Genomic DNA, 4617 nt, shown 5'->3' with positions numbered 1-4617 from the left:
CAAAACCGTCGAGCAACTCTTTAAAATCGAATCATTTTATGTGACGTAGGCTATACAGGCATAGTTTTGAAAATAATCGGGCTCAGGCTGTACGCTTACTGATGGCGACAAGTACCGATAGGTTCAGCCTACCGTTATCCCGCTACGTGGTCTAAAAGTTTAGAGGAAATAATGAATATTTCTAAAATCAAACATATCCTAGACAGTGGCGAAGTATTGTCTGATCAGGTCAATCCGATAATAAATACACTGGAAGTTCACGATTTGGATAAACTATCTAAATGTGAGAAAGACAATTTGCGTTGCATAATTTCTAACATGCTAATCCTGATCCAAGACCCAAGCAGTGGTGCGCATTTAGATAATCCTGAAAAAGCAGAATTGCTACTATCTGTCATAGAGTGTTAACACATTTCATTCGAACCGATGCTGTTTCGCAGCGCTGCTTAACTCATGCGTTAGCATTTGGAGGACATGCGATGATTTCTGAGAACCTGTCTCACCGCCTCGGTAGGATTGCTGTTCAGCAAAGAGTTCAGGTGCGCGGATCGCTCATGGAATCTGTCGAATATTGACACTTCATGCCAACGATCGCACAACCTTCCGTTCAATCGCTGCTGATACAGATGCGGTTCAATGGGCAGCTCCTGTCCACTGGGACTGCCTTTGTCGTTCAAGTGGCAAGTGGCTCGTATCTGGTAACAAATAGGCACAACGTCACTGGCAGGCACCAGGATACTGGTGAGCCACTCTCCAATACTGGTGGCATACCAAACGAGATTGTTGTTGTACACAACTGCAACGGGCATCTTGGTCAGTGGGAGTCACGAATCGAGGCTCTTTATGCTGACGAGGTGCCGAGATGGCTGGAGCATTCTGTACTTGGAGCGAGAGCAGATTTCGTCGCCCTTCCACTGACTCAGCTTGCCGATGTGGCTCTATATCCGTATGACACCGCAAACACCGGCCCGGCCATATCAGTTGGCCCTGCAGACACGGTGAGTGTTATTGGTTTTCCATTTGGCATTACCGCTGGCGGAGCTTTTGGTATTTGGGCTACTGGCTTCATGGCTTCTGAGGCAGATATCGATTTCAATGACCTGCCTGTGCTGCTAATCGATTGTCGCAGTCGTCAAGGCCAGTCAGGATCACCGGTCATCGCATATCGGAGTGCGGGTGGTGCCCCTATGGCTGATGGCAGCCAAGCTATGTTCGGTACACCCGTCTGGAAATTCATTGGCATTTATAGTGGCCGCATAAATGCTGAATCTGACTTAGGCATCGTGTGGAAGGCTTCAGCCATCAATCAACTGGTGCAGTCCCTATGAGGCCTAAAATTCTTTTAAACCGATCCCGCTTCGCGGCTTGGCTTAACTCAGGCGCTATGCGTGAGATCTTTTCCCTTGGCTCCTCTGTGTCTTCATTATAGATCTTGAGAGAACTGAGCATTCTGACGAGTTGTACGGTACTTTGGGCAGAGCTCTTATAATTGCAAACATGATTTGATTCAAATTTGTTCAAGTCGGTGCTATTTAGGTTAGATGGCAAAATGGATGGTTAAAGAATGACACTTCTCGAGGCAATACGAGTCGTGCAACGACGCAAGGTGATTTCCATCTGTGTTATCTGCATCGCCTTTCTGTTCCTGGTGCTTGGTGCATTGAAGTCATTTGCGTGGGCTGCAAGCACTGACTCATCAATGTTGGCATCGGTGACTCGGACAGGGCACGAACTTGTAGTCATGTTGTACCAGCGAACTCAGTTCCTCTCTTGGTTCTGGGAGCTTGCGCCAATCCTGAGTCTGACAGATCTCAATAGCCTCGGGAACTGTGGTTTCTTGTTTTTGCTGGTTTGCATGTTTTTGATGCGCGTGATTTGGGATAGTGCGATACACCTCGATCATCGGATTAAATCCACCCTTCGTCAGGCTGAAGAGCAATCTTGGGAAAGGCAACTATCGCATTCAGGGGTAACCACCCAAGAGAATTCAACGGTACTCGAATTGCGTATTCAGCTGGGCCAAAAAGATCAGTGGTATAAGCGTCCGCTGGGAATCGTACTACTCAGCGTTGCTGGTGGCGTGCTGCTGCAATGGTTGAGCTTGCGCCTTGGATTGATCAAGTGAGCATATCGTTCAGAAAAGCATGGCACGTTATTTCATGAAGAATAAGGGGCAAACCACGGTTTTCTGATAGGCCTACGTCTTTATTCCGACAAGAGCAGTTATGCTGCATTGTCATTGGCGATGTAGAAATATTCCCCTAACGTCAATTAAAAAATTGACCCTCTGAATAAGCTGCTCCCATTTTATTTTTATACGGCTATCTGCCAGATAGGCAGCGGGTTGCAAATTACTGGATTGCCACGTCGGCTGCGCCTCCTCGCAAGGACGGGTTGTTTAAGCAGTATGCCAATAAAGCGCGGTCTTTGCGAATCCTGCAAGGGTGAAGCAATCCAGTACCGCTGCTGCCCATTACCGCTTCCGGATCGCCACATTGTGGTGTGACTCGCAAGGTGAAATGGTCAGCTGATTGCAAAATGCTGGATTGCCGCGTCGGCTGTGCCTCCTCACAGGATGAAGTGGGTATAGTGCAGATCACCCCGGTTTTTGAAACGAGTGCCAGTAAAAATACCCGGTCTATCGAAATACCCAGAAAATTTGCTTATGGTATAACTCCGAAATTGTTTTTCAATCTGGCAGTCATGCATTCAACATGTTGCTTTATCCGGAGTTTGTAAAGTTGCCAACCATCCTGTTTGTCTGCACAAATGGTGCCGGCATGGGTCATTTATCCCGTTGTTTGTCTTATGCACGTCAGTTGCAGGGTCAGGTCGAGATCATGTTTTTTTCGCTGGCCTCAGCGATCGAAATTATCGAGGAAATGGGTTTCTCTGCAGATTACTTCGTTTCGCCCAACTGGTCTCGTACAAGTTCCGCAGACTGGAATCGTGAATTGTGTTTTCGCCTTGGCCTGCTACTGGAGCATGTTCGTCCGTCAGTAATTGTCTTTGATGGTACCTGGCCATATCAGGGATTTATTAATGCCTGTAGAGAATATGGCAAGGCAAAGATTGTCTGGTCGCATCGGGGATTGCACCAGGCAGACAAGACTAAATCATTTCCGCATCAGAATATGTTTAGTCTGATTATCAAGCCGGGTGAGGTGGGTGATGAATCTGATTTGGAGGAGAGTGATTTCGATTGCCCGCAGGTACGTGTTCCACCGGTTTGTCTATTGAGGGAAGAAGAGCTGCTGAACAGGGTACAGGCCAGAAGAGCGATGGGATTGAGTGAGAACGGACGTTACGCCTTGTTTTCGCTGGGAGCCGGTAATATCAACGATGTTGAAAATATCGGGGAGAGTTTGATACAGCAGTTACAACAGGCAGGCTTTGAAGTTATTTGGGCGAATAACCCCATATCCATTAAAGATGTTGTACTACCTGAGGGTGTGCGGCCTGTTTCGGTATATCCCCTGGTTCGCTATTTTCGTGCTTTTGATGCGTTTGTTGGGGCATCAGGCTATAACACGTGCTGCGAGGTTCTTCAGGCACAGATACCAGCATTATTGGTGCCAAATACCAGTACAACGCTGGATGATCAGTATCGACGTGCGCATTTGGTGTCCAAGTATGCGCCTGTTGCTGTTTCCGAGTGCAAAAGTGAAAGTGAGCGGGAAATTGCTGTCAGAAAACTGCTGCAACTGACGCGTAATTATGTGGATCGCAGATGTCTGATTCCGATGAACGGTGCTGCCCTTGCGGCTGAAGCGATTCTCTCAATTGTGGATTGATCGCTAATTCTGGCAGCGACAAGATTTAAACAGATAACGGCGGAAACTGTGGTTTGTTTCTATTTCTTCCTGACTTGTGTTTGAGGCGCATCTTTTTTATACTTGTACAATTTATTGTGCAAATGAGGTTGCCATGAAGGTTGTTACTTATTCACATGCGCGTAATGCGTTAAAGTCTGTTTTGGATGATGTTATTCAGGATGCTGATGTAATTGTTATTAGTCGTCGCGATGCAGAAGGTGATGCTGTGGTGATGTCGCTGGATAGCTATAACAGCATCATGGAAACGTTGCACTTAACCAGTAATCCAGCAAATGCCGCAGCCTTAGCCAAGGCAATTGCTCAGGATAAGGCAGGACAAGCACAAGACCACCAATTGCTTTCTGCCGATTAATCGTGCGTGCCATTCGTTTTGTTCCTGATGCGTGGGAGGCTTACCTTTACTGGCAAGACCAGGATAAAAAAACGCTTAGGCGATTGAATTTTCTGATTACTGCCGCTGCTCGTGATCCATTTGTTGGTATTGGCAAACCAGAACCACTGCGGGGTGAATTGTCGGGTTATTGGTCAAGACGTATCGATGAAACTAATCGTTTGATTTATCGTGTTACTGATGTTGAGTTAGTGATCATTGCTTGCCGATTTCACTATGAATATAGAATAAAAGCTAAATAAGGGCAGACCACGTTTTTCAGATAAGCCTACCATTTTATTCTGATGAGAGCGGTTATGCCACCCACCCGCGTTTAACCCTGCCGAATGTTCTATGAAAACCGTAGTCTGTCCCCAATGCTGTTCATTTTACGATAACTGGTGACCAATC

At 46.7% G+C, this 4617-nt stretch carries 6 protein-coding genes; all 6 read left to right on the top strand.

The features are described 5' to 3' along the window. The first annotated feature begins 171 nt into the window (after nt 1–171). The 6 genes from ABUL11_RS10885 (at nt 172) to ABUL11_RS10860 (ending at nt 4469) form a co-directional block, all read left to right on the top strand. A complete protein-coding gene (locus ABUL11_RS10885) occupies nt 172–408 on the top strand; it encodes a hypothetical protein (protein WP_350283875.1) in 237 nt (78 codons plus the stop codon). A 173-nt stretch (nt 409–581) separates the two neighbouring features. Then, nucleotides 582–1328 carry a trypsin-like peptidase domain-containing protein gene (locus ABUL11_RS10880; RefSeq protein ID WP_350283874.1) on the top strand — a complete coding sequence of 249 codons (747 nt, stop codon included), beginning with the start codon at nt 582–584 and terminating at the stop codon, nt 1326–1328. Nucleotides 1329–1564: 236 nt separating this feature from the next. After that, on the top strand, nt 1565–2125 hold the full coding sequence (locus tag ABUL11_RS10875; RefSeq protein WP_350283873.1) for a YniB family protein: 561 nt from the start codon (nt 1565–1567) through the stop codon (nt 2123–2125). Between the two features lie 589 nt (nt 2126–2714). After that, nucleotides 2715–3794: a glycosyltransferase gene (locus ABUL11_RS10870; RefSeq protein ID WP_350283872.1), complete on the top strand. Its 1080-nt coding sequence runs from the start codon at nt 2715–2717 to the stop codon at nt 3792–3794. Nucleotides 3795–3927: 133 nt separating this feature from the next. Beyond that, nucleotides 3928–4188, top strand: a complete 261-nt coding sequence (locus ABUL11_RS10865) for a type II toxin-antitoxin system Phd/YefM family antitoxin (RefSeq protein ID WP_350283871.1) — start codon at nt 3928–3930, stop codon at nt 4186–4188. A gap of 2 nt (nt 4189–4190) precedes the next feature. Continuing rightward, nucleotides 4191–4469 carry a Txe/YoeB family addiction module toxin gene (locus ABUL11_RS10860; RefSeq protein ID WP_350283870.1) on the top strand — a complete coding sequence of 93 codons (279 nt, stop codon included), beginning with the start codon at nt 4191–4193 and terminating at the stop codon, nt 4467–4469. Nucleotides 4470–4617 lie beyond the last annotated feature (148 nt).

The organism is Nitrosomonas sp. (genome assembly GCF_040256045.1).
Lineage (GTDB): Bacteria > Pseudomonadota > Gammaproteobacteria > Burkholderiales > Nitrosomonadaceae > Nitrosomonas.
The sequence above is the reverse complement of the archived record's forward strand: the minus strand, read 5'-3'. Positions and strand labels throughout refer to the sequence as shown.

Bases quoted from the DNA above. Each gene is read 5' to 3' on its own strand.
- ABUL11_RS10885 (WP_350283875.1), top strand. From the start codon at position 172: ATGAATATTTCTAAAATCAAACATATCCTAGACAGTGGCGAAGTATTG.
- ABUL11_RS10880 (WP_350283874.1), top strand. From the start codon at position 582: ATGCCAACGATCGCACAACCTTCCGTTCAATCGCTGCTGATACAGATG.
- ABUL11_RS10875 (WP_350283873.1), top strand. From the start codon at position 1,565: ATGACACTTCTCGAGGCAATACGAGTCGTGCAACGACGCAAGGTGATT.
- ABUL11_RS10870 (WP_350283872.1), top strand. From the start codon at position 2,715: ATGTTGCTTTATCCGGAGTTTGTAAAGTTGCCAACCATCCTGTTTGTC.
- ABUL11_RS10865 (WP_350283871.1), top strand. From the start codon at position 3,928: ATGAAGGTTGTTACTTATTCACATGCGCGTAATGCGTTAAAGTCTGTT.